24 protein-coding genes are annotated in these 23280 nt (G+C 53.3%); 11 read left to right on the forward strand and 13 right to left on the reverse strand.

What is annotated here, in order from left to right; genetic code table 11:
- Positions 1-42: 42 nt before the first annotated feature.
- Positions 43-831 (reverse strand): SDR family oxidoreductase, encoded by a 789-nt coding sequence (locus SH668x_RS05825; protein ID WP_437187757.1) that lies wholly within the window; start codon positions 829-831, stop codon positions 43-45.
- Between the two features lie 133 nt (positions 832-964).
- Here SH668x_RS05825 and SH668x_RS05830 point away from each other — a divergent pair, with 133 nt between their 5' ends.
- Positions 965-1384: an EamA family transporter gene (locus tag SH668x_RS05830; RefSeq protein ID WP_437187758.1), complete on the forward strand. Its 420-nt coding sequence runs from the start codon at positions 965-967 to the stop codon at positions 1382-1384.
- 41 nt (positions 1385-1425) lie between these two features.
- Here SH668x_RS05830 and SH668x_RS05835 read toward each other — a convergent pair whose 3' ends face one another.
- From SH668x_RS05835 to SH668x_RS05850, 4 genes are all read right to left on the reverse strand, one after another.
- Entirely contained in the window at positions 1426-1836 is a 411-nt protein-coding gene (locus SH668x_RS05835) for a hypothetical protein (RefSeq protein ID WP_437187759.1), read from the reverse strand.
- 30 nt (positions 1837-1866) lie between these two features.
- Positions 1867-2580, reverse strand: a complete 714-nt coding sequence (locus SH668x_RS05840; RefSeq protein WP_437187760.1) for an RluA family pseudouridine synthase — start codon at positions 2578-2580, stop codon at positions 1867-1869.
- Positions 2581-2647: 67 nt separating this feature from the next.
- On the reverse strand, positions 2648-3169 hold the full coding sequence (locus SH668x_RS05845; RefSeq protein ID WP_437187761.1) for an adenine phosphoribosyltransferase: 522 nt from the start codon (positions 3167-3169) through the stop codon (positions 2648-2650).
- A gap of 63 nt (positions 3170-3232) precedes the next feature.
- The gene (locus SH668x_RS05850; RefSeq protein WP_437187762.1) at positions 3233-4915 is read right to left on the reverse strand and encodes a protein kinase domain-containing protein; all 1683 of its coding nucleotides are present in this window, start codon (positions 4913-4915) and stop codon (positions 3233-3235) included.
- 155 nt (positions 4916-5070) lie between these two features.
- Here SH668x_RS05850 and SH668x_RS05855 point away from each other — a divergent pair, with 155 nt between their 5' ends.
- The gene (locus tag SH668x_RS05855) at positions 5071-5436 is read left to right on the forward strand and encodes a sirohydrochlorin chelatase (RefSeq protein WP_437187763.1); all 366 of its coding nucleotides are present in this window, start codon (positions 5071-5073) and stop codon (positions 5434-5436) included.
- Between the two features lie 30 nt (positions 5437-5466).
- Here SH668x_RS05855 and SH668x_RS05860 read toward each other — a convergent pair whose 3' ends face one another.
- Positions 5467-6210, reverse strand: coding sequence for a hypothetical protein (locus tag SH668x_RS05860; RefSeq protein WP_437187764.1), 744 nt, complete (start codon positions 6208-6210; stop codon positions 5467-5469).
- Between the two features lie 332 nt (positions 6211-6542).
- The gene (locus SH668x_RS05865) at positions 6543-7352 is read right to left on the reverse strand and encodes an IS5 family transposase (RefSeq protein ID WP_437185075.1); all 810 of its coding nucleotides are present in this window, start codon (positions 7350-7352) and stop codon (positions 6543-6545) included.
- Positions 7353-7657: 305 nt separating this feature from the next.
- Between SH668x_RS05865 and SH668x_RS05870 the strand changes: the two genes are divergently transcribed.
- Both SH668x_RS05870 and SH668x_RS05875 read left to right on the forward strand, forming a co-directional pair.
- Entirely contained in the window at positions 7658-8053 is a 396-nt protein-coding gene (locus SH668x_RS05870; protein ID WP_437187765.1) for a transposase, read from the forward strand.
- Entirely contained in the window at positions 8050-8457 is a 408-nt protein-coding gene (locus tag SH668x_RS05875) for a transposase (RefSeq protein WP_437188518.1), read from the forward strand. The genes SH668x_RS05870 and SH668x_RS05875 overlap by 4 nt, the downstream gene beginning before the upstream one ends.
- Before the next feature lie 42 nt (positions 8458-8499).
- Here SH668x_RS05875 and SH668x_RS05880 read toward each other — a convergent pair whose 3' ends face one another.
- Both SH668x_RS05880 and SH668x_RS05885 read right to left on the reverse strand, forming a co-directional pair.
- Positions 8500-8928, reverse strand: coding sequence for a hypothetical protein (locus SH668x_RS05880; protein WP_437187766.1), 429 nt, complete (start codon positions 8926-8928; stop codon positions 8500-8502).
- On the reverse strand, positions 8925-9851 hold the full coding sequence (locus SH668x_RS05885; protein WP_437187767.1) for a DUF1559 family PulG-like putative transporter: 927 nt from the start codon (positions 9849-9851) through the stop codon (positions 8925-8927). The genes SH668x_RS05880 and SH668x_RS05885 overlap by 4 nt, the downstream gene beginning before the upstream one ends.
- A gap of 534 nt (positions 9852-10385) precedes the next feature.
- Between SH668x_RS05885 and SH668x_RS05890 the strand changes: the two genes are divergently transcribed.
- The 5 genes from SH668x_RS05890 (at position 10386) to SH668x_RS05910 (ending at position 14792) form a co-directional block, all read left to right on the forward strand.
- Positions 10386-10892, forward strand: coding sequence for a thioredoxin family protein (locus SH668x_RS05890; protein WP_437187768.1), 507 nt, complete (start codon positions 10386-10388; stop codon positions 10890-10892).
- A gap of 498 nt (positions 10893-11390) precedes the next feature.
- On the forward strand, positions 11391-11849 hold the full coding sequence (locus tag SH668x_RS05895) for a hypothetical protein (protein WP_437187769.1): 459 nt from the start codon (positions 11391-11393) through the stop codon (positions 11847-11849).
- A 246-nt stretch (positions 11850-12095) separates the two neighbouring features.
- Positions 12096-12911, forward strand: a complete 816-nt coding sequence (locus SH668x_RS05900) for a hypothetical protein (protein ID WP_437187770.1) — start codon at positions 12096-12098, stop codon at positions 12909-12911.
- Between the two features lie 155 nt (positions 12912-13066).
- On the forward strand, positions 13067-13804 hold the full coding sequence (locus SH668x_RS05905; protein ID WP_437187771.1) for a hypothetical protein: 738 nt from the start codon (positions 13067-13069) through the stop codon (positions 13802-13804).
- A gap of 286 nt (positions 13805-14090) precedes the next feature.
- Entirely contained in the window at positions 14091-14792 is a 702-nt protein-coding gene (locus tag SH668x_RS05910; protein ID WP_437187772.1) for a zinc ribbon domain-containing protein, read from the forward strand.
- A gap of 75 nt (positions 14793-14867) precedes the next feature.
- Here the strand turns inward: SH668x_RS05910 and SH668x_RS05915 are convergent, their stop codons facing one another.
- The 3 genes from SH668x_RS05915 to SH668x_RS05925 form a co-directional block, all read right to left on the reverse strand.
- Positions 14868-16643 carry an Hsp70 family protein gene (locus tag SH668x_RS05915; protein ID WP_437187773.1) on the reverse strand — a complete coding sequence of 592 codons (1776 nt, stop codon included), beginning with the start codon at positions 16641-16643 and terminating at the stop codon, positions 14868-14870.
- Between the two features lie 63 nt (positions 16644-16706).
- Positions 16707-17246 (reverse strand): DUF2760 domain-containing protein, encoded by a 540-nt coding sequence (locus tag SH668x_RS05920; protein WP_437187774.1) that lies wholly within the window; start codon positions 17244-17246, stop codon positions 16707-16709.
- 178 nt (positions 17247-17424) lie between these two features.
- Positions 17425-19026, reverse strand: coding sequence for an SLC13 family permease (locus tag SH668x_RS05925; RefSeq protein ID WP_437187775.1), 1602 nt, complete (start codon positions 19024-19026; stop codon positions 17425-17427).
- A 260-nt stretch (positions 19027-19286) separates the two neighbouring features.
- On the opposite strand from SH668x_RS05925, the gene SH668x_RS05930 reads away from it, so the two are divergent.
- Positions 19287-20819: a hypothetical protein gene (locus SH668x_RS05930; RefSeq protein ID WP_437187776.1), complete on the forward strand. Its 1533-nt coding sequence runs from the start codon at positions 19287-19289 to the stop codon at positions 20817-20819.
- A 36-nt stretch (positions 20820-20855) separates the two neighbouring features.
- Here SH668x_RS05930 and SH668x_RS05935 read toward each other — a convergent pair whose 3' ends face one another.
- Positions 20856-21926, reverse strand: a complete 1071-nt coding sequence (locus SH668x_RS05935) for an FAD:protein FMN transferase (protein WP_437187777.1) — start codon at positions 21924-21926, stop codon at positions 20856-20858.
- A gap of 52 nt (positions 21927-21978) precedes the next feature.
- Here SH668x_RS05935 and SH668x_RS05940 point away from each other — a divergent pair, with 52 nt between their 5' ends.
- Complete coding sequence (locus tag SH668x_RS05940; RefSeq protein WP_437187778.1) at positions 21979-23124, forward strand: formylglycine-generating enzyme family protein; 1146 nt, start codon at positions 21979-21981, stop codon at positions 23122-23124.
- Positions 23125-23280 lie beyond the last annotated feature (156 nt).

The raw sequence follows: 23280 nt of genomic DNA on the forward strand, positions 1-23280 counted from the left end.
AGGTCATTAGAAGACGCAAATAGCTCCGCTGTATCGCTTGCTTCAGATCGTCATTGCTGAAAAGCCGCCATCGACGATGACGTTCGATCCAGTGATAAAGCTTCCGGCGGAGTTCGACGCCATCAGCAATACCGCTCCTGCGAGTTCTTCAGGCAGGCCAAACCGATTCATCGGTGTGTGTCCCATGATCTTCGAAACCCGCTCCTCGGTGAGAATCTTTCGATTCTGTTCCGCAGGAAAGAAACCCGGAGAAAGTGCGTTCACACGAATCCCGTGAGGAGCCCACTCCCTTGCGAGATTCTGCGTCAGATTCAGGACGGCTGCTTTGCTGCAGGAGTAGGCGAAAATTCGGGAGAGAGGAGTGATTGCCGACATCGACGCGATGTTGATGATCGATCCCTGCGTCTGCTTCTTCAGCATGTACGCGCCGAACACCTGACATGCGATGCGGACGGTAGAGAGGTTGACCTCCATGATGCGGTTCCAGTCTTCATCCGCAATCTCAAGAAACGGTGTCGCTGCGTTGATCCCCGCACCATTGATCAGGAGATCACAGCTACGGCCTTCTTCTTCCAGATGTCTGACAAGGTCTTCCAGGTCTGCCCGCTTTGTTGCATCGGCCTGAAAATAAGATGCAGCGTTCGGGACGGCATCAATTACGTTGTTTCCAGAAACGGAGTTGTTTCCGACAACGTAAATATACGCTCCTGCACTTGAGAGCGCTTCGCAGATTGCACTTCCCAAAACGCCTGTTCCGCCGATGACGACAGCTGTTTTTCCTGCGAGACCGAATAAGCGTGTGAGATAATCCGCTGCAATCGTGTGGGGCATGGAATCGCTTTACAGTGCAAGAATTTGTAGACCGAATCGAGGATTTGCATATCCTAGATCGAGTTTCCTCAAAACAAAAGGAGTGGATCTCTGGATTCGTGATCACATCGATTGAACAGACTCGAGGCGTCGGATGAACTGGTTTGCGTGGGCGATTCTTTCAGCGGTATTTGCAGCGATCACTGCGATCCTTGCCAAGTTGGGAACAAATTCGATCGAGCCGAATCTGGCGATGGCGCTTCGGACCAGCGTCGTTTTGATCTTCGCGTGGGGAATCGTCTGGGGACTTCCAGTTGAGAGAGCCCCTTTGACGTTCCGAGGAGGGCTGTTTCTGGTCCTTTCCGGTCTAGCGACCGGAGCATCCTGGCTTTGCTATTTTCGGGCACTGCATCTTGGTGATGCCTCGTCCGTGGCACCTGTAGACAAGCTCAGTGTCGTTTTCGTCATCATCCTGTCAGCACTGGTTCTGCATGAAGCGGTGACGTGGAAGCATTGGATTGGTGGTGGACTGATTGTGGCCGGTTCCCTGCTGATTGCATGGAAGGGGACTTGACCAACTTCATCGCAATCCGAGACGCGTGATATCACGTCAAGCTAAGGTTCGACAATTTCGAGGGTGACAGGCTGCCAGATCCCGCCAGCTTCGGGAGGGCATTCGGCTGGGTCGCACTCGATCGCGATTTCGAGCGAGTTGAATCCCCCGATCGCAGTTGTTGCGTTGAAGCGATTTTCGAGGGGCGAGTTCGCAGTGAGGCGGATGCCGTTGAGTTGGCAGAATTCAATTCGACCAGCATGAGGGGGAATACAGATGAAAACCTGTTGTTCGGATGTGAGGTTGGTTGGGGTGTTGAACTTTCGCCGAAAGACAGCAGTCCCTGCGGTCTCGCCGAAAATCGCGGACCATGCTTGCGGCAGAGTTAAAGTGAGCGGAGGCACTTCGGGGCTAGCACCCGGTGGATGAATCTGCCACGGACCTTGCAGGCGAATGCGATGGGAAGAGGGCATGGCAATGGGTTTCTGCGAACTAAATCGACTTCAGTGCTGGTCGAATCCGAGTTTCTTCCAAGAGGCCGGGAGAGGTGCAGTAATCTCCATCTCATCGTAGCGAACAGGATGAAACAGTTTGAGCCGACGGGCATGCAGCGCAATCGGGGCAGAGAGACGGTCGGCAAACGAATACCCTGGGAAAGGTGTTTTGCTGCCATACTGCTCGTCACCGATCACTGGGCAGCCTCGGCTTCCGAATTGAATGCGGATTTGATGCATGCGACCTGTGCCGAGGTCGATTTCGACAAGCGCTTTCCCTTTGTGAGTGGCGATCGTGCGGTAGCTGAGCTGGGCATACTTGGCAGCTGAATTGGACTGGGTAGAAATCTCGACCATTGAGTGGTCAGGGATGCGATAGATCCAGTCTTCGAGAATTCCTTCGGGGGTCTCTGGCGGCCGCTCCAGAATTGCCATGTAAGTCTTTTTGACTTTGCGTTCGGCGAACTGTTCTGCGAGTCGGGCTGCGCACTTCGAATTTCGGGAGAAGACGACGACTCCTGAAACAGGGCGATCAAGCCGGTGCGGAATTCCGAGATAGACCGCACCGGGCTTGTTGTACTTCTGTTTCAGGTAGTCTTTGACGAGTTCCACGAGGCTTTGGACGCCATGTGGAGCTCCCTGTGTGATGACGCCGCTTGCCTTATTTACGGCAATCAGCGGCCCGTCTTCACAGATCACCTGAATGGAGGGGTTTTCGGACACGACAGCTCGAAATTCAGTTAAACGCGATTCGGGCCATCACGTGCAATAGCGACATGATGGCTGGGAACTATTCACCATCGTAATTGATGAGAGAGAAGACCTCGTAGTCTGCCAGTTTCTGTCGCCCATTGAGGAATGCGAGTTCGATGGCAAAGGCGCATCCGACGACGACTGCACCGCATTCTTCAACGAGTTTGGCACAGGCATTCATCGTTCCACCTGTCGCGAGCAGGTCGTCAATCAGCAGTACGCGATCACCGGGATTGAATGCATCCGTGTGAATTTCGAGCGTGTCTGAACCGTACTCGAGATCGTATTTGAAGGACCGCTTCTCGAAGGGAAGCTTGCCCGGTTTACGGACTGGAACGAACCCGATGTTCAGTTCCAGAGCCAGCGGGGCTGCAAAGATGAAGCCGCGGGCTTCTGCCGCTGCGACTGTCGTGACGTTCGCACTGCGATAATGGTCTGCCAGTAGTCGGATCGATTCCCTGAATGCGTCTGGGTGAGCCAGAAGAGGAGTGATATCACGGAAGAGGATTCCGGGCTTCGGGAAATCGGGAACATCTCGAATATGATTGCGCAGATCCATAAACAATTACGTTGATCAGTCAACGCCTTAACACGGATTGTGTGAGTGGGACTCTCGCCAATGTCAGTCTGTTTCGTGGGAAGCCAGTTTCTGCCGGGCGATTTCAACAAATTTTCGAGCACTCGGATCGGCATCATACAGTTCCAGTACGCTGCGCCAAATCTCGGTGGCAGCCGAAATGTCATTCGCTTCTAAAAGAGCGTCGGCCCGGAGGAGTGCCTGTTCGACAAAGTTCAGTCGCCCGGCGACTTCTTCCTCCAGTAATTCATTTTGAAGCTGTGTTGCAATCGCAGCGTACGGGCTTAATTCCGAGTTCTCGGCAGCGAGCAGCGAAAATGCAGCCAGTTTTGCACGGGCTTCTCCCAGTTTTCCGAGTTTTCGCAGATCGAGTGCCTGCCGAATGACAGCTTCTGGTTCAGATTTTGGAGCAGGATCTTTCTTGCGATGACGACCAAGGGTCTGCTTTTTAATCTGATGCATCTGAATGTCGGCGAGGTAGGGGTCAATTTTGGGGCCCCATTTTTCGCTATCCAGTTCCATCAATGGGTCAAAGAATTCGCTCTTGGCAACATCCCATTGATTGCCTTCGGGCTGTTGCATGAGTTGCTCACCACGGGCGAACATCTGTTCCTGCGAGAGTTTGTTCCACCGCATCGCACCAACGACTCCGATGACGAGAACAAGAAGTAAGCCAAGAAGCACCCAGACATTGTCCAAAAAGCGACCGACAACCGTCGGAGTATGAGTGTTTGTTAACTGCTCTCGGAAAATGTCACGGACAAATGTCCCTCCGATGTGCTCATGGCTTATTTGTTGTGTGTGGCCCTGGGTGACGTCTTCTCCATGCGTCGCTGGGTTGTCGAGTTCGTCACTGGCTTTCAGATCCACTTTCTTAGGGACTTCCTGAAGTCGCAGCATCAGTACGTAGGCGTCTGGATATCTGGCTTCCGGCTTTTTCGCCAGACACTGACAGACAATTTCATCCAGCCAGAAAGGGATGTCCGCCACAATTCTTCTGGGGCTGTCAAATTGATTGAAACGATGCTTCTGGATGATGTCCAGAGTCGTTTTTCCGGTGAACGGTGGACGGCCAGTCAGCATGACATACAGGACCGCGCCCAGTGAGTAGATGTCGCTTTGTCGAGTGGCCCGGTGTCCTTGTGCCTGCTCGGGGGACATGTATTCAGCGGTGCCAAGAATGCCACCGGTGACCGTGAGCTTCGTGGAAGCGAATAGCTGTGCAATTCCGAAATCGGTGAGCTTAACTGATCCATCTTTCGCAAGAAGCAGGTTCGAGGGTTTCAAGTCGCGGTGAATAATTCCGCAATTGTGAGCGGATTTCAGTGCTTTACAGATCTGGGTGGCGATCTCGATCGCTTCTCGCCAAGGGATTCTCTTTTCACGCTTGAGTCGCGAGGTCAGGGTCTCTCCATCGACGTATTCCATCGTGTAGTAATAAGTCCCATCAGCCTCTCCGCTGTCGAAAAACTCGACGATGTGGGGGCTTTTCAGTTCCTGCATCGCTTTGATTTCGCGACCGAAGCGGGCGACGAATCCGGGCTCACGCGACATCGAGGCGGGGAGCACCTTCATCGCAACCTGCGCCTGCGTCTCTTGGTTTTCCGCGAGGTAAACGGTTCCCATCCCTCCAGAACCGAGTTCCCGCAGAATCTTGTAGTTTCCGATTACCGATGGCATCGGCGTCTTTTCGACAAGAGAATCGGAGGATTCGGATGGATTTGACATGTACTGGAACCTCGGAAACTCTGAAATGGCATGACGTTCAGACGACTAGCAGCGTTGGCGAAAACGTGAATGTTCCGGATTGGATTTCTTCGCAGGTGGCGCTACAGTTCCAGTGTCGCTGGTGGCTGCTACGTCGTTCAAGTCAGTGAGGGAACATGCTCAAGGCAATTTTGTTGATCGCCCATGGAAGTCGGCGGGCGGAAGCGAATGCCGATCTCGTCATTGTGGCGGAAAGGTTGGCTGCCCAGTTGGAAAATGATGAATTGATTGAAATCGCCTACCTCGAGCTCGCAGAGCCTTCAATTCCGGCAGGGCTGGAACGATGCGTTTCGCGTGGGGCATCGTCGATCAGGATGTTGCCCTATTTTCTATCCGCTGGATCCCATGTGGCGCAGGATCTCGAACGATATCGAGAAGAGTTTCAGCAGAGATACCCGGAAACTGATTGCCGAGTCTGCCCTCCCATTGGACTCCACCCACTGATGACTGAAATCCTGTTGGCCAGGCTTCAGGAGGGGTAACGAAGCGAACAACCGGTTTCAGAGGTTCATCTATTTCTTAGGCTGAGGCGTTTTGTCATCCGCTGAGAGTGCTCGGATTTTGAGAGACTTAATCAGCATCGTTTTAGGGCCGTATCGGGAGTCGTAGGTTCCAAGAATGATTCGGCCCGGTTGATACCCTTCGAGGGGAACGCGATCGATCACCGTGAACTTGCCAATCTTCAGGGTGAGTTCTTCGTTTTGAACGGTCATGCGGAAAGGCTGGGCTCCTTTCCATTCGAATTTTTCGAGCTCAATCGTTCCCTCTTCGATTGCTTTGCTTCCTCGGAACTCGGAAACGAACCACGGGCTCCCACTCTGCTTCATGACGACGTTGTGGATCCCGAATCCACGTCCATCATCCCAGCCGACCAGGCAGTACCAGCCGCCGAATCCCTGCTGTTCCATGATCCCTTCGAGTTCGAAGTCACCAGCCCAGGCGAGTTGCAACGCTGTGTCAGAACCTTCGACGACTCCGAGCATCCCGTTCACAAGTCCCCATGATCCGGTTGTCGCAAAGTTTCCTAGGACGTGCGGATGGGAAGGCTTCGGGCCGGTGAACTGGAGTTCATCCAGATTGAGGAGTTCGCTGCTCTTGGGAAGCGGCAGAAATCCCGCTCTTGTCATTTTCCCACTGAAGAGGGTGGTTTGCTGAGGTCCTGCGACAGCACCCTGGAAATCTTCAGGTTGGGCTAAGGCTGATGAGGAGGTCATCAACACGGATGTGATGAAAAAAAGCAGTGTGGCCCGCTGCATTGTGCTGTTCCAGTTACGAACAAGTCCTGAGTTGAAGATTCTGGTTTATATTCAATCAGGTGGGCGGTCGGCACGCAACCGGATGGGCGAGATCGTTTTCTGCACATGGTAGGGCAAACTCTGCGGAGTGTGCGAGGCGGGGGTTGTTAAATCGGTAAGTAGTTCGGGGCTGTATAACTTAATGTGGCAAGATCGTCTTAACGAGTACATTGCCCGTATGGTGATTTGGATACGCGATGTGCCATTTCGTCCAATTCGCAAGTTTTAGTTGATTAATTGTTCAACTACAAAATAAGAGTTATTCGATAAAATTGTTTGCGAACTAGAGCCTGTTATGAACTCTGGACGACGATCGGCGTGTATTTGAGCAGCAGTGCGACCATGGCCACCCAGTGCCATCCGGCCAAGACTTCTGCCAGTCGTTCGTAGTCACGTGCCAGCCTCCGTGATCGTCCTAGCCAGGCAAAGGTCCGCTCCACGACCCACCGACGTGGCAATAATACGAATCCTTTCTTGGCATAAGGGAGTTTCACGACGCGCAGTTCCACTCCCTGCTCAGCGGCAGCCTCTTCCGCGTTCTCGCCAGTATAACCTTGGTCCACATAGGCGACTTCAATGGCCTGATCAGTCGCCTCCTGCACAGCGACACATAAGTCGGAAACCTGGGCTCGCTCCTGTTCATTGGCTGGGGTCACTTTCAAGGCGAGAAGGTGCCCGAGCGTGTCAATGGCCACGTGAACCTTCGAGCCCTTCCGCCGTTTGCCGCCATCGTAACCGGCTCTGGCACCACTCTCGGGAGTGGATTGGATGACTCGCGCATCTAAGATCGTTGCTGAGGGGGGCTCATCGCGTCCCTGAGCCACGCGAGCCACTTCCCGCAGGTCATGAGCGATGTGCTCAAACACGCCAGCCTCCAGCCAACGGCGAGCCTGCTGATAGACCACGGGCCAAGGCGGGAACTCATGGGGCATGAACCGCCACTGCGCCCCGGTGCGTACCAGCCACCGCATGGCATTGAACACGGCTCGAAGGGAGTGAACCCGCTGCGGCGAGTCCTCTTTCACCAGCGCCAAATAGGGGGCTAAAAAGGCCCATTCGTCGTCCGTGACGTCACTGGGGTAAGGCATCCGGGGCTTGCTCATCCACGGAAACTACTTCAAAACCAACACTTAAGTCCATAACAGACTCTAGGTTGTTTTCGGTATGCTTGAGTTGTGTGGAGACGGCACAGTTCATGCGTTTGGCCTCTTCACAGCCGATTTCAGCGATGTTTTTGCTCAAAACTCCCGTGATGTTATTGGGATACTAGCGTGCAGTCGGTTGCTGGCATGGTTCCGATATTAATCGCTGCCGCATTAATTCATTAAGAGCGTTCGGACAAAACTGATCTTGGCACGTTTTGAGGATTGTGGGAAGGTCTGGTTTTTCTGTTCATGGAGGAACCGACATGGCTGGCCAATTGCTCAGTGATGATTTGTGGAACGAGATCGAATCGTTCTTCCCAACCTACGAGTTCTCTCCCAAAGGGGGCCGACCTCCTGCGGAGAACCGCACCGTCTTCACCTGCGTTCTGTTTGTGCTCAAGACTGGGATCGCCTGGGAAGACCTGCCACTGGAGCTGGGCTGTTCTTACAAGACCTGCTACCGGCGGCTTCGCCAATGGATCGATCTGGGAGTCCTGCAAGACATTCATCGCCACCTCCTCACGCAGCTCAACGCCGCTGGTCGCCTAGAACTGGCCGACGTGCTCATCGATGCTGGGTTGATTAAGTCCCCGCTGGGAGGACAAAAACCGGCTCGAATCCGACAGACCGCGGCCGCTGCGGCAGCAAGTCGCACCTGATGACCACTCACAACGGGATTCCATTGGCCAACACGCTCACTGCTGCCAATGTCCCTGATCTGAGACAACTTCTCCCGCTGGTGTTTCTGAAGTTTCCCAAGATTGGTGGCAAGCGAGGACGGCCACTGGACCGTCCCCGTAGCGTGATCGCGGACAAGGGCTACGACTGCCAGACCACCCGTGATCTTCTGGCCGTGGCCGGGATTGAAACGCACATCCCCAAGCGCGGAACGCGACAGGCCTCTTCTCTAGGCGGCAGCCGCTGGCCCGTTGAACGGACGATCGCCTGGCTCAAGCAGTTCCGTCGAATCCGGATTCGCTGGGACAGGCGGGAAGAGATCTTTCAGGCGTTTCATGACATCACTAACTCACTGATCACCTGGCGATTCCTCAACGCCGATTAAGTTTTGTCCGCCGGCTCTTAGTAATTGCAAAGCAATCGTGCGCTATTTCTTTTTCTTCCCCGGAACGACCAAATCGACGGTAGCATCCTTTTTAGGAAGCTCTTCTTTCAACGTTTGGGGTTTGAATAACTCTGTCCCGAACGGCGCTGGGACACCGGGGGGGATGATTCCATCGAACCCAGTAATCTGGACGAGATGAGGACCACCAACCACGCCCGCTCCTTTGGCGGTCTCATATTTGCCGTCTTTGATGTCTGCTACCGCCCCCGGTCCCATGTTTCCCTGGGAGTTGTCGGGAGTGAACAGAATCTTGCCGATCGCGACAGGCTTCCCTTCGAATGTCACGGTTCCTTCGATTCGATATCGTTGCGGACCAGCGTCTTCACTCCCACCACATCCAGCCAATCCGAGGCCAACAGTTAGCAGTGAAAAGACCGCGCATGCGGTTCTTAGTTGTAGCCCATGGATCATTGGAGACCTCCAATCGGGAGTCCGTCTCCGCGTTCGCCCATCTGCTGGTATGTTGGAAGATTCATGTTTTGGCTCAGGAACTGGACTGATCCATCCGCCATCAGGAAGTGGGCTCCACCGACGTGTCGGCTGCTGAAGTCTCCGACAACGTCGTGTCCGCTCCCCATGTTGGAATTGATCGGGTTCACGGTCTGGCCGTTATTGACAGGAAATCCCCAAGCGCTGTCGATGTAGTCCGGTGATGCCCAACCAAGGCCGTACATCCCGTGCTGCGCTTCGCCAGCCATGTTGATCGATTCGCCAACGAGGAACGTGTTTGTCGTTCCGTCTGTGATGTCAGCAATTCGGACCTTTGAACCATGGTAAAGGATGCCGCTTCGGAAAAACTGACGGTTCGATGCTCCACTTGAATAGCAGGCAAAGTTTACGCCGCCGCCAGCAACACCTTTGTAGCTATTCACTGGATCGTTGGTCGCATTCACGTCAGAAGGGCAGCGATATTTCACCATCGGCTGTCGCCACTGAGTTTCATTCGCTGTTGCTCCCTGTTGCCAAGGGCCGACCGTAAAGCTGTCATTGAAATCAAATGACGAGTAACGAGGGCCTTCGTCCAGCATGGGCAGAATTAGGACTGTCCAGGGTGCCCGTGCCTGTGGTGTTTGAACTGCGGACCAATTACACGCAGCTCCCGTTGCAGGTGAGGTTCCTGCCCCACCTGATCCGAGTGGGAAGGTGTTGTGTGTGTCGTGGTAATTATGCAGTGCCAGGCCAATCTGTTTGAGATTGTTTTTGCATTGCGACCGCCGCGCCGCTTCGCGTGCTTGCTGCACCGCGGGGAGAAGAAGAGCGATTAGAACTGCGATAATCGCAATCACCACAAGTAATTCAATGAGCGTAAAGCCTTCTCGCCTTGTCGATTTCATCTGTGAAAGTTGTCCCAGAAAGAGGAGGAGAAATCCGAAATTAGATCGATTCAAAATGTATCGTGCATCGTTTTTTCGGGCAAGCAGATCAAAATATGAAATGATGAGAGATTGTTGGGGTTGTCTATGCGTGTTTGATTTTGTCTGAACGTCTGCGTTGCTGGAGGGTTACGACGGCGAGTGCGGCTCGATAGAGAACTCAGCGAGATGTCGAGGTTGCAAGAATGGTGGTTGCTGATGCGAAAAAGACGTCCGTTTGGTGGATTGGGAAGGTTGCTGGAAGTGTAAGGGGTGGGATGGCGGGCCAGCGACGAGGTCGAACTTGATTGTCACGGTTGAAATCGATGACGCTCCATATTCCTTCATCGAAGCGACAGAGAGGTGGTGCATTTCGATTGAATCTTCAGTGAGGTGCATGAATTCGATGCGGGAACCTGTTCCATATCTTCCGATAGATAGTGAAGAGCACGCGTGTCGGGCGACTTCGGCATTTTCTGCGTGAGAAATGCACTAACGCTGTAAGGGGCAACCTCAATGAAGCGAATTCCGACGCTCTCTCTGGCGACGATTGTTTTGGCATTTTCATTGACGACGTTCGCTGTGGCAGCTCCTCCCTTTTTCTTTAAGGGGAAATCAACGGCTGCGGCTCCCACTCCCCCTTTGAAGTGGCACAAAGATCTGAAGTCAGCTCATCAGGCTGCAGTTGCCGGGAATAAGCCCATTCTGGTTGTGTTTGGTGCTGAGTGGTGTGGGTATTGCAAGAAGCTCGACAAGGAGACACTCAACGCTCCTGAGTTGAAAAAATACATTGCTGCAGAGTATGTCCCGCTGTATCTCGATCTCGACAAAGAGCAAAAGATCGGCGAAATCCTGGAAGTTGAGTCGCTTCCAAGCACTGTTGTTCTCAGTGCTGACGCGGAGATTCTTGGCCGAATCGAAGGATTTCAGAATGCCAACGAATATCAGAAGAGCCTCGTCACAGCTCGTGAGAAGTTCCGCCCAGCGACTGCCGTTGTCCCAACAAGCGGCTACTCTCGCTAATTCTCTCTCTCTGAAATCAAAGTCAGCCACGGTGAATCGCCGTGGCTTTTTTTGTGCCGTTCACGGATTGGTTACGCCAAGGGATCCCATCATTCGCCCTCCAGGGAAACATGAGTGACATGCGCCGGGTAGCTCTCCGGTAGAAGCGAAGTGGCGTTGGAGTTTGACGGTTGTAGGGATGGTTTCGCTGCACATTCGGTAAATGCGGACGTTTCGCTGCAATGCTTTTCAATAGATTGATTCGATTCACTCCATTCAGACGATTTTCAAACAGCAGTGTTTCGCCGAATTGAATTCAAAAGTGATGTCGTTACGGGAGTTGGAGTCGGACTTCGATTGAAGACCTCAACACAGACCGTCGACGTCGAAAGCTGATCGATTCGCAGTGTCACAGGTGATCACAGATGGGAGTCCGGGGCGACTTTGCCATTCGAAACATTGAGAATTCAACCACATGAAAGTGGTTGTCCAGAATGAGAACCCACGGAGGGGGGAAGAATGTTTTCCAAGCAATTACGGGCTGGTGCCGCTGTTCTGGCAATCGCGATCGCTAATATTGCAGCTGCCCAGCAATACGCCCCGAATGGGGTTCAGCACGCTTCTTACCACGGGGGGGGTGTTGTCGAGACACCAGCGCAGCCCGGCGTGTACGTTCCTGGTGCTCAGTATCCGCAACTGAACGCCCCGCTGTATCCAAGCCCAGTGCAGAACACTCCTTCCTATCAGGGTGGTACAATTATCACCAATCAGGCGTTCGCACCGCATGAGATGCTCTATCCGCACACTTACCACGCGATGTACCCACCATTTTACCACAAGGTGAAGGGGAAGTGGTTCTGGACTCCGCTGGGTTTCCGTCAGCATGAACACTGGGAACTTCAAGGAACTGAAGTCACTGTGAAGTACCGATCCAACTACCCATTGTTTGGTGGATGGCACCCTCCAGTGACGCGATAACTCCATCTTCGATGTGCGGTCGCATCGCAAAAATAACTCTTCGATGGGACTGCCGGAACGCACAACTCTGGCGGAACTGAAGAACAGCTGGCTGACGCTGTTTGAACAGCCGGAAGCAGTGAGTGAAATCGGAATGTAAGCGGGGATTCAGGCGATATCAGGTGCCTATCCTCGCGACGACAAAATTCACCGTGAAACAGGTCAGGCCATGTTGCCTGCCTGAAATCTATACTCAGGATGAGCAACATGAAGACAGCGTTTCGCAGAATGAGTCTGGGATGTGTCGTCAGCAGCGGTCTGCTGGCTGGCCTTTCAGCCCAGGCAGAAGATGTTGAAGGAGTCGTTCGGCTGGGCCACCAACCTGCTGGTGTCATTCGCGTCAGTGACGAAGTGCAGACATCGCAGGTCTTTCGAGGCCAGTCCGAAGTTGTTGGTGAACCACAGATCCAGACTCTCTCGCACTGTGAGCAGACCGCACCGGTTGCTGTGAGTTCCAATGCTGGTGCAGCTGGAGCAGCCACTGCTGCCAATAATTGCCCACCACAGACTCAACAGGTTTGTCAGCCAGCTTGCCAGCCGATCTGCCAGTCACATTGCCGCCATGGCGGATCAGATGGTGTGGCGTTGCCATATCGGTTTGCAACGTGGCTGCGGAACGACCTCGCTTACAAGGGTGCCTGGTTCCGCGGAAAATTCGGCAGTGATGACTACTCCGGTTACGGACATCATGGGCATCACGGACGAGGCGGTGCTGGCTACGATGATTCTGGCTACGGTCGTCGCGCTGGTTGCAAAGATGGTCCAGGGCGTCCATTGGCGGGGCATTATTCCGTCGTGTACCCGGTTGATCCAGGCTATTTCGATCAACGAGATGGTCAGGTTTACGCCGCTCCAGGTTACGGTGGTCCGGTTTCGGTTCCACTCGCCCCTGTCGTGCAGTCGACTTACAACTACGGTTGGGGTGTTCCTTCCAGCCGTCTGACTCCTGTTCTGCATCCAGCAACACAAGCTCCGGTTGCACAATATCCGAGTCCCTATCCTACTGCTCCAATCGCACGATAAGCAGCGAATTGGAACAGTGATTTCGTAAATCCCGTTCGTGGAGAATCAGGACGTGGCAGCGGTTTGCTGCCTGGCGAGTCTGGTGATCTCCGATTTGAATCTGATGTGTCGATGTGCGGATGGCCGCCAGCGCGAGACTTTACAGGAAGACTCCCATGCTTCGAATTCGTCCCTACCTGACCTCCTGCGTCTTTGCGGGCGGACTTCTTGGTATCTTCAGTCAGCCTGCCTTTTCGCAGTCGGCCGAGACTGAAGGGATCGTGCGTGTCTCAGACCGTGCGTTCGATCCCGAATCAACTCCCGGTGTTTCAGTCTGTCCAGAATGTCAGACTGAGTGTGGTAACAATACCGGGCGTCAGTGCTGCCTTCGCCGCGGAACTGGGTATGTCTTTTCACCTCCAGTGAAGCGACCGATCTACCGAACTCCAGTCTCCTATCAGAAGGGCTTCCCAGACAGTTGGACCGGACAGGGTCAGCCTGTCGGCGGTCCGGTTTATCAGGCACGAACAGTGTATATGCCGACTGACACCACTCAGTTGGGGTATTACTATCAAACTGTTCCTTACTGGCAGCCTCGTCCAGGTGCGATTCCTCCTCCGCCAGTTCCATCACAGTGGCATACACGGATGGATCAGATGCAGACTTACGGACGGCATCCAGCTGGGAAGATTTTCGGAACAGCACCGACAGCAATTCCAGCGGATTCCTACTCGGCTCTGTGGGATAGCAACGGAGTTCCGCCTGAGCCAACACGAGTGTTGAATCCATCAGTAGATCCGAACGTCCCTGCCGATCCAGTCGCTCCTCCGATCCAATCCGCACCGGTGTCAGAGCCAAGCGGAACAGCACTCGAGAAATCAGCTTCGCAGCCACAGCTGTTCCCAATCAACTAGGTTGATAGGCAGCTCGAACTTTGAGAAAGCCCGATGTCATTCGCGTCGGGCTTTCTTCGTTTCAATCCATGGTTGAGGGAAAATCATCAATTGCATTTCCGTGATCTATCGAGAGTAGCCGGCTGACTTTGTTTCCATTCTCGCTGAAATCTGCCAAAATGGGAGAACGCCGGATGCGTTGTTCAGCGCTCTGGAAGATGAGTCCTCTTCTGGCTCTGTCATTGTGCAGAGTTCAGAATGGCTGAGTGAGGTTTGCTCTTTATTAATTTGCGGATGGAGTTCAGCGATGGCGTCAGCTGGTGCGCAGTATAGTTATCTTCACCAATTGCTGATTCAGCTGAAGGATGTACAGGATCAGCTGGCTCGCGGCCCGAAACAGGTCAAGGCCCGCCAGAAACGCCTTGCTGAGTTTGAAAAAGATCTCGTAGAGAAAGAAGCGGAATTCAAAGAGACGCGGGCGACGACAGATCGAAAGAATCTCGATCTGAAATCCAAGGAATCGCACCTCGTCGATCTGCAAGGGAAATTGAATCAGGCTGCTTCCAACCGCGAGTTCGATATCATCAAAGGCCAGATGGCAGCTGATCGGGCAGCCAAGGCTGTGCTGGAAGACGAGATCATCGAATGGCTGGATCGGACCGACAGTCTGCAACGCTCCATCGCTGAGGCCAAACAGGCGATTCTCGATTATCAGGCAGACAGCAAGAAGATGGCTGCCGATTTCGAAGAGAGGTCAGGCGGATATCGGCAAGAGGAAGAAAAACTCAAGGTTCGCATCTCGGAAGCAGAGACAGTGATTCCGACTGAGTTGAGGGAACAGTATCGCCGACTCGTTGAGGCCTATGGTGCTGACGCATTCGCCTCAGTGCAGAATAATGTCTGCGGACAATGCCGGGTTTCTATTACAGCCCAGTTTCGAGTTCATCTCAACGGCGGCAAGTTGATGACCTGCGGGATCTGTGGTCGCTTGCTGTATCTGGGCGAATAATCGCTCGATATTCTCGGGTAAGACAAGAGCTGGCAATTGCATTTGATCTCGCAATTGCCAGCTTGTTTTATGGGGTTACTCTTCTTCCCGCACGCTAAACTCGAGCTTCCAGCGTTGATTCGAATTCGCGCTGACACACCACAATTCGAACATTCCGAGTTCGGTCACGACTGAATGGAATCGAACAGGGACATAGCTACCAGTTTCACCATCTTCCGCTGGAAGAGTCGCCTCCAGCGAATCGGTTTCGGCGAGCTCGTCTTCAGCCCAGGTCTTCAGCAACGTGCCGGGTTGATCGTCTTTGCGAATTGCGGAACTGAAGAATCGAAAGTGTGCAGGCTCTCCGACGATCAGTCCAAACTCTGAGGAATTCACGTCGATCGACGTTCCTTCTTCCATTCCCATCGGGACGACGCAGAGAGCGTTGAGAGGACGTGGGGCGCCGGGAATCGCCAGTCCTGCGGTTTCAATTCCAACGTAGTAAGATCGGGCGGTCCCGCCATGAATTCGAACGCCGCCATGATCTTTCGCCCACCCATAGTAGGCAGCCCCACGTGCGACAGAGTGGTCGAGGTCGCGTTCGCCGGCTAACGCTTTGGGGGGAGATTCCGGGAACCAACCCTTCATGACTTCCAGTAACCTCTCAGCGATTGCTGGTGACTTGAAGACACCACCGTTCAGCAGAATATCTGTCGGGTGAACTGGAGTTCCATCAGTTGTATGTTGCCGCAGGAATTCCGCGATATGCTTCGTGATTCCCGTTTCGGTTTCAAACGGCAGGCCGATCTGTTGAAAGCCTGAAGCCCGCTGGCGTTTTGTGACAGCCTGCAGGTCGCACTCGGGAAGGAATCCGGAGAGGAGCAGTTCCTGAGTTGATTGCCGATCCAGATCGATCGTCACTGTCCCGCCGACGAGTTTACGTCCGCGTCCCAGAACGGCCACCGGGTGAGTCTCTTTCCCTTCGCCACTCAGGAGTGATTCCTTGGCAGCACGGCAGGCATGCCAGAGTGAGACGGATTGCCACGGATCGAGTTGAGTTCCTTTTTCAGCGAACTTTGTGGCGGCGACATGGGCGAGTGTCAGGTCCATGTTGTCGCCACCGACGAGCAAATGGTTGCCCACAGCGATTCGTTGGAGTTGCAGTTCTCCTTCTTGCTCCGCGACAGTGACGAGCGTCAAGTCGGTCGTTCCTCCGCCAACGTCGACGACCAGCATCGTGTCGCCCACTTTGACGAGTTTTCTCCACTGGTCGCCGGATTGCGCTAACCAGGAATAGACCGCAGCCTGAGGTTCTTCCAATAGCAGGAAATTCGAAGGGAGACCGGCAGCGATGGCGGCTTCTCGCGTCAATTCACGAGCACTTGCGTCGAATGAAGCGGGGACGGTCAGGACGACCTGTTGTTGTGCGAGAGGAGACTGCGGGAACTGTAGTGTCCACGCAGCGATCAGGTGTTCAAGATATCTCTGCGATGCGATGACAGGAGAGACCTTCGAGACTTCTGCGGGGGCTCCCCAAGGGAGGATTGGCTGATGTCGATCGACTCGGCTGTTCGCGAGCCATGATTTTGCACCGCTCACTGTTCGGTCGGGGTTTTCTGCGGACTGTCGGCGAGCCCATTCTCCCACCACGTAGTTTCGGTGAGTTGCCCACGGGAGATCAAATGTGGGATCCATTTGATCTGCGAGAAAAAGGAACGAAGGGAGGTTGTCGCGATTCTCGATTGTGCCAGCTGAGACCAATTGAGGAATCGGCAGTAACTGGATCGAAGGAGCATCTGCACTCGCAGAAGTATACGCGACAACGCTGTTCGTGGTGCCCAGGTCGATACCAACTACAAATTCAGCAGACATACAAAGACTTCAGTGTTAAGGGATTTCAATTGACCCTGGGGGACGTGTCAGGTGCGGTCCGAATCAGAGCTCTACTTCAGCTGGGGCGATGACTTTTGCTGAATCCGGAGTGCCTGACCATTTGGGAAGCTCGCATTTTTCGACCTTCCATCCACCATGAACAATTGTGCCTGTAACCGGGCGTGTTTCGGTGACCTTACCGACCAATCGAATTCTGGCTGCGGAGTCCGAGGATTGAACCGTCATTCGGCTTCCTTCAGTTTCGCTGAGTACTGGGGAGATGTCGAACATCCGTTTGAGAACTGCGCGTGAGCTACGATGGATCTCTCGCACTGCGCTGCCGACTTGTTCATCGGAATAAGAGTCAATTTCTTCCTGAAGGAAGTCGATGAGCCGTGCTTCGCGCTGCAGCGTCTCCAAAAGGCTTAGTGCTTCGCTTCGAGTTGGTGCTGGCGGTGGGGGAGCGGGTGCAGGAGTATGAGCGGGTTTTGGCTCTGGGACTGCGTCGACTGATACGGCTTCGATTTTGCGGATTTGCTCAGCACGATCCTTGTTGAACAAAATGCCAAAGAAGACCTTGAACGCAAGCGATACCCGATTCATTCCCGTGATTCCTTACACCTTGAAACCTGCAATGGTCGCTGAAAATTCGGAAGTGTTCCGGAATATTCGGCAATTGATTTCTGCGTCCTGATCTTAACGGATGCGAATCGACAATTCACCGTTCGATGGAATTCGGCGCCAATCGAAAATGTTGTATCGATTTGTGTTGATTGGATTGTCAGGGGACAGGGAGTTTCATGACGCCGGATGCGATGAACCACATTGCCATTGCTACATAAATGATCCCCAGGCAATTCAGTATCAGTCCGTATCCAATCATTGAGGTGAGTGGGACTTTTCCGGTGCTGAAGACCAGTGCGTTCGGAGGTGTCCCGACCGGCATCATGAATCCGCAACTTGCAGAAACCGTTGCCGGCATCAGCAGCCATCGAGGGTCGAGATTCAGGTCGACGGCAATGGCTGCGAGAATCGGCAACATCATGTTGATTGTCGCTGTATTGCTTGTGAACTCTGTGAGGAACGTCAGCAGGATGCAGGTCCCGATGATCAGTATCAGAAGTGGTTGATTCGCGAAGCCGGAGGAAACCTGACCCCCGAGCCACGTTGAGAGGTTTGTCGATGTAAACGCTTCGGCAATTGCGAAACCGCCACCAAAAAGGAGAAGCATTCCCCACGGAACACGGCGTTCTGCCTCTTCCCAATTCAGCAGCCTCGGTCGCTCTCCCGTTTCGAGTCTGTCACCTGGAAGCACGAACAACAATAAGCTCATGCCAATCGCAACTGTTGCATCATCCGCAAGCTTGGAAAGCAGGCTCGAATCGATTCCGATCATCCCCAGAATCTGAGTGAGTACTTCAGGCCAGCCGGGAATCGAGAGCAACCCTTGAATTTCGATCGGTTTTCGAAAGATCCACAGAAGTGTCGTTGCGAAAAAAAGGAGGCCAACTCGCCATTCAGCGCCAGTCGCTTTTCCGAGTTGTCTCAGGTGGTCTTTGAAGAATTCCCTCGTCAGTTTTTCGGCATGCGGAAAAGGCTTCACTCGCCAGCACATCACGATGAGGCAGGACAGGAGCATCAGGATCATGACCGGAGTAAAGACGATCATCCATTCTGCAAACGAAACATCCGGGTAGCCTTGGGAAACGAACTGCCGTTCCCAATACCCACGGAAGCTCACATTTGTCGGCGTTCCTATGAGAGTTGCAAAGCCGCCACAGCTAGCTGCATAGGCAATGCCGAGCAGCAAAGGAATCGTCAGCTGAGATGTTCTCTTTTCTGCATCTACCGGATCGAATTCAGAGAGTGTGTCACGAAGCGTTGCGACGAGGGCGAGTCCAATGGGCATCATCATCAAAGCGGCAGCGGTATTGCTGATCCACATCGACAGTCCGGCGGTGGTTAGCATGAAGCCAAGCACAATCATTCGTGGGCTGCTTCCGACGCGGCTGATAATGTGCAGCGCAATACGTTTGTGCAGATTCCAGCGTTCGATCGCGATTGCCAGGATGAATCCGCCAAGGAAAAGAAACACGTTGGACTCTGCATAGAAATGACTGACCTGTGCTGCAGGGAGAATTCCAAGGAGTGGATAGAGCGCAATGGGCAGGAGACTCGTTGCCGGGATCGGGATGGGCTGGAGAATCCAGAATACAGCCATCAGGACTGTTACGGCTCCCAGTCGCTGGCCTTCAATTGAAAGGCCGTTCGGCGTTGGAATCAACAATACTCCGATGAAGAGCGATAGGCCCAGCGCAAGGCCAAGCCATCGAAAAAGATGTTCCCGCAGGTCAGGTCTGAGGTTGATGATATTGCCGGACATCTGTTTGACCGCCCACAAGAACTGTCTGATTCATTCAATGCGAATTCATAACGAGTTGACAATTGGAATTCGAGGGGAGTCTCGTGGCGGCACGCTCGTTCACGAGATCGCAGCGTTTCTGTAACAGTGTTGTTCGGCGGTTGAAAGAATGCAAAAGACCGTTGAATATTGTGTTCGACTCCATTGCAACGTCACACTGAGGGAGCGGGGCGAACTCGAACTAAAACTGATTTGCAGCGAACTCCCCGGGAGTACGGAAAATGTCTAGGATTTCTGTTCGATGTGCAGTCGCAATGCTGTTCTGTGTTACAGCGGTGATGTGCAATGCGAGTTTCCTGCCGATGGCGATCGCAGCTGAGTACTTTGGTATTCAGGTTGTTGATGAAGCGACTGGCCGCGGCGTTCCACTCATTGAGTTGGAGACAGTTAACGCCATTAAGTATGTCACGGACTCGAATGGCATGGTGGCGTTTCTCGAACCGGGATTGATGAATCGAGACGTCTACTTCCATGTTCGAGGACATGGGTACGATCTTCCAAAGGATGGATTTGGATTCAGTGGAGTGAAGCTGCACACGACTGTGGGCGAGACTGCCACAATCTCGCTGAAGCGGAGGCTTGCAGCTCAACGAATCTATCGAGTGACGGGAGATGGGATCTATCGGGATTCTGTGTTGCTCAATCGAGAAGTCCCATTGCAACACTCGGTGATCAATGCGGGAGTTCTGGGTTCTGACAGCGTGCTGTGTACAGTCTTCAATGGCAAGTTGCACTGGTTTTGGGGAGACACCAATCTTCCGGGGTATCCCTTGGGACTCTTTCAGACTCCTGGAGCGACATCACAGCTTCCAGGCCAAGGGGGGCTCGCGGCTTCTGTCGGAGTTGACCTCACTTACTTCACTGACAGCAATGGGCAGGCAGTGAACACGGCAGAGTTGCCCGGTGAGGGGCCGACCTGGCTGGGCTCACTCACCGTTTTCAAGGACGATCAAGGGCGTGAGCGGCTCTTTGCCGCGTACGCGAAAATTCGTCCGCCACTGGAAGCATATGAAAGAGGAGTGGTCGAGTTTAATCCCGAAACGTTTCGCTTTGAGAAGCGATGTGTCTTTCCAAAAGGGGCATTGATCTATCCGGATGGACATTCGCTCAGAGTGACCGAAAACGATGGCGAATATCTCTACTTCTCAAGACCGTTTCCGGACGTTCGAGTCCCTGCAAATCCGGATGCGTTTCTGGACCTGGATCAATATGAAACGTTTTCTTGTCTGGATGCCACCGGCTCAGCGGTTGAGAGGGATGCAACTGGAAAGCTGATCTACAAGTGGCGGAAAGGCGTCCCAATGCGGGATTGGAAAAGTGAAGAGCAGCTTGTCGCGTCGAATGTCGTGAAGCGGGAGGAACTTCACTTTCAACTGCGGGATGCCCTGAGCGGGAAAATGGTCACAGGACACACTGGATCGATTTATTGGAACGCGTATCGGAAGAGATATGTGATGATTGCTTCCGAGATTGGTGGAACGTCGATGCTGGGGGAAGTGTGGTACTCGGAATCCGAGGACTTATTGGGCGAATGGGCACCGGCAACGAAAGTCGTGACCCATCAGAACTACACCTTTTACAACCCGCTGCAGCACCCTGAGCTCGCGGAAGAGGGAGGCCGATTCATTTACTTCGAAGGAACGTACACAGACACATTTGCTGATGGGCCAGTGAAGACTCCTCGCTACGACTACAATCAGATCATGTATCGACTCGATCTCTCAGATGAGCGCCTTCAGCCATCGCAACTGTAATCCCTTCAGGTGGCTTAACCGTCTCGTTCGCTGGGCTTAGTTGATTTGATCACAGCCGTCGCTCTGAAAAGGCCAGTTCGACGAGGTGTTGACCGTTCGCTCTCCGTTTTCTTCAAGACGGAAGATGATCGCAGAGGTGCCAGGGAATTGTTTCAGGAGTTCGATTCCCTTTTCTGGGCCAAGTAGAACCAAGGAAGAGGCGAGTCCATCCGCCAACATGGCGTTCGGTGCAATGACAGTCGAACTTCCGGGGGTTGTCATGCCTAAACCACTCTTGGGGTCGACAATGTGAGAATATCGAACTCCATCAATCTCGAGATATTGATAGGTGTCTCCAGAAGTAGAGACTGCCTGGTTCGCAAGAATCGCGACAAGTGGGGGACTCTCTTCTGATGGGGGACGGGTCCTGTCTTCAATTTCTATTTTCCATCCAGTTTGGCCCGGTGGGGCGTCTCCCACTCGAATGTCACCTGCAACCGCAATCAGCGCTTGAGAGATGCCGTGTTGCTTCAGCACGATCAAGGCTTCATCTGCGGCATAACCTTTCGCGATTCCTCCGAAATCGAGTTGCATATTTGCGCGAGCAAGCGTGATTTCACGTGAATCGGAATTAACAGTGATGAACTGGTCACCGACGCTTTTGAGAGCCGTCTGAACCCGCTGTGGATCCGGAAGTTTCTTGTTGCGTCGTGCTGCCCTCCAGAGCTGGATGACAGGGCCGACTGACACATCAAAAGCTCCCTCGGTTTTAGCAGAGAGACTCTTCGATTCCTTCAGGACATTAAGAAAATCTTCGCTGATGGGAACAGGGTTTCCGGGTGTATAGTTCGCGATAATTTGCTGAAGTTCACTATCTGGATCGTAATCACTCAAAGTGCGATCAAGTTGACGAATTCGCTCATAAGCAGCATCCGTAGCCTGAATTGCGGATGCCGAATCGTCGGCGTACACTACAATTCTGACAGGAATTCCCATGCGGATTTGAGTGAACTCAAATCGCTGCGGTGGTTCAGCAGAAAACGTGGGAATGCCCATCAGGCTCAGTCCGGTGCAAATGCCGGACAGGGTGAGGGCCCACCTGATCCAGTTCGGATTCTTGATAGTCATGAACTCGGTCCTACTCATCCCATCGGTAAATCAGTTGAAAGACTCGCCTACCATGAAACTAACTCCGAAGTTCGCACTCTGGCAAGCCGGTTGGATTACCGCCGGAATGCTTTCCGTAGCTACGGCATCTCTTAATACCGCACAAGCTGAATCCGAAGATCCGTATCTTCGCGACCCAAGCAGTGAAGCGACAACCGAAGCTGAGATGAAACCATATGTCCAGAAGTTGCGGGACACATCGGTTCAGTTCGAGATGCTTCCAATCCCCGGTGGTGAATTCGTGATGGGCAGCCCTGAAGGGGAAGCTGATCGCCAGGAGGACGAAGGTCCACAGCACAAGGTGAAGATTGCTCCATTCTGGATGGGTAAACACGAAGTGACCTGGGACGAGTACGACACGTTCCGATTGGCACTTGATATTCAGCGACGAGTTGAATTGCTCAAGCGAGAGTCCAACGAAGTGGATGACGCTGCAGACGCAGTGACCCGTCCAACCAAAGAATACATGGAAATGACATTCGGGATGGGACACGATGGGTTCCCAGCGATCTCCATGACTCAGGTTGCAGCCAAGATGTACTGCAAATGGTTGTCTGCCAAGACCGGCCAGTACTACCGTCTGCCAACTGAAGCAGAATGGGAATACGCCTGCCGTGCTGGGACCGAAACCGCTTATTCATTCGGCGATGATCCAACTGGTCTCGATGAATACGCCTGGTACTACGAAAACTCAAACGAGAAGTATCACAAGGTTGGCAAGAAGAAGCCAAACCCTTGGGGACTTCACGACATGCATGGAAACGTTGCTGAGTGGTGCCTGGATCGATACGACCCAGAGTTCTACAAGCAGTTCACCGGTGAGCAGGCAGCAGTCTTCCCACTCGCTGTGCCGAATGTCGATGAAGAGTATCCACGAGTCGTTCGTGGTGGATCGTGGCGCGATGATCCAGATCTGCTCCGCAGTGCAGCTCGAGTTGGGTCACACGACGACTGGAAAGTTCAAGATCCACAGCTGCCTAAGAGTATTTGGTACCTGACAGATGGTGACTTTGTCGGGTTCCGCGTTGTCCGCCCATTGACTCCTCCGACACCAGAGGAAATCAAGGAATACGTTCTGGATCCAGATATTCAGAAGCATCTGTTGAAGGTCGACACTTTCACTCGCAAGGCTTACGTTCCAAAGCCAAGCAAGAAGTAATCTGTCGGCATGTGGCAAGTCCTTTGCTGCTGCAAAGAGTCTGAAAACGTTGAAGCCCGGTTCCCGAGTGGACCGGGCTTTTCTATTGGAGACGTCAATATGGTGGATCGGAGGGTTCGGAATCGGTAAGGTTGGGATCAGGAGTTTGTTGTGATG

This window comes from Planctomicrobium mucosum, from assembly GCF_051466335.1.
Classification (GTDB): Bacteria; Planctomycetota; Planctomycetia; order Planctomycetales; family Planctomycetaceae; genus Planctomicrobium.